This is a genomic window from Kitasatospora sp. NPDC093558 (assembly GCF_040683475.1).
In the GTDB taxonomy this organism is placed as follows: domain Bacteria; phylum Actinomycetota; class Actinomycetes; order Streptomycetales; family Streptomycetaceae; genus Kitasatospora.
Window position 1 is genome coordinate 1 of the sequence record NZ_JBFBDY010001096.1, and the last position, 1,571, is coordinate 1,571.

Sequence of the window (1,571 nt, forward strand, 5' to 3'; positions counted from 1 at the left end):
CTGCTGGACGACCCCGGGCCCGCCGCCCTGCCGGTGGCGACCGGTCGCTGCCACCCCGGCCGCCCCGCCTACGCCTGGTACGGCAGCGGGGCACCGAGCAGCATCGCCGCCGTCCTGGTGCAGGGTGTCACCGAGCGCTGGATCGTGCTCGACTCCACCGGTTCGGCGCAGCCCGTCGTCGGCGGCTACAGCGGCTCGCCGCTGTGGGACCGGGCGCAGCGGCGGGAGGTGGGGCTGGTGGTGAGCCGTAGCGGCCTGCGGGCCTTCGCGGTGCCGGCGTACGGTCTGCACGCGCTGTTCCGGGAGGCGGGCGAGGTGGTGCCCGATCCCCTGGGCGACGGCGCCCACGACCCGACGGGGCCGGTGGCCCGTCAGCTGTTGGGCCCGTTGCGGGCCGTGCTCGCCACCCCGGAGGCACTCGCCGTTCTGGCCGGGCGCTTCCTCGCGGAGCTGGAGCCGGAGTCGGCCGCCGAGCCGGGAATCGGGCCGGGCGACGAGGACGGCGAGAGCGCCCCCGTGAGCGCGGAGCGGCTGGCTCGGATGGCCGCCGCCCTTCCGCACGGCGCGTCGACACTGCTGGCGCTGCTGGCGGACGCCGCGCGCACCCCGGAGCAGCGGAGCTGGATCGCCGCCACCGCTCTGCGCGCCTGCCCCGAGCAGTTCCTCACCGCGGCCGAACACCGCGAGCTGCTGGCCCTCCTCGCGGACGACACCGTCCCCGACCCGCGGCGCTGCGCGGCCGAGGCGCTGCCGCTGGGACCGGACCTGGACCGGGCCCACTGGCCGGAGGCGGTGGCCGAGCTGGAGCGCTACCGGCCTCGGTACGGGCGGTTCCCGCAGCTGCTGCGCACGGTGGAGTTCGCGGCGGCGGCGACGGCCGGTGCGGGCGCCGCGCGGGGACTGGACGCGTGGAGCGAGGCGGTGGCGCAGCGGCTCGGGCTGGCCGAGATCCTGCTCGAACACCGGGCCCAGGCACGGGAGTCGGCGGAGCGTGCACGGGAGCGGGGGCCGCAGGGCGGCGCCTCGGCCCCGGTGGTGCAGGTGCAGCTGTGGCGGGCGACCGGCACGGAGTGCTTCAGCTACGCCCTGCATGCCACGGACGCGCGGGGGCGCCCGCTGCACCGGTCGGTCCGGGACACCCCGGCGCAGCGCTCCCGGCTGCTCGCCGAACTCGGCGTGCTGCTGGAGGAGTCGACCAGTCGGGCGGAGCCCGGTGCGGTGCCGGTGGTGGAGTGGTTCGTGGCCGGGGAGGAGCTCGATCTGGCGGTCGACCAGTGGGTGTACCGGTCGGACGAGCTGTTTCCGGGCGTGGTGGGGCAGGACTTCGTGTGCGTGATGCGCAGCCCGGAGCTGCGGCGTGCCGCGTTCCGTCCCGAACACCGGTACCGGTGGCAGGTCTTGCGTTCGGGGCGGCTGGCACTGCTGGAGCGGCACGATCCGGTGGTGCAGCAGCGAGGTGCGCCGGTACCGGTCTGCGGTGTGGCACTGTGCTGCCCGGCCGAGGAGGTGCCGCGGTTGCGGGCCATCGCGCTGGCGGTGGGGGTGCCCGGGGTGCTGTGGCTGCGCCCGGC

At 76.8% G+C, this 1,571-nt stretch carries 1 pseudogene; it reads left to right on the forward strand.

The window, feature by feature from the left end:
• A pseudogene (locus AB0O00_RS38805) lies at positions 1–1,571 on the forward strand (hypothetical protein); the annotation flags it as partial.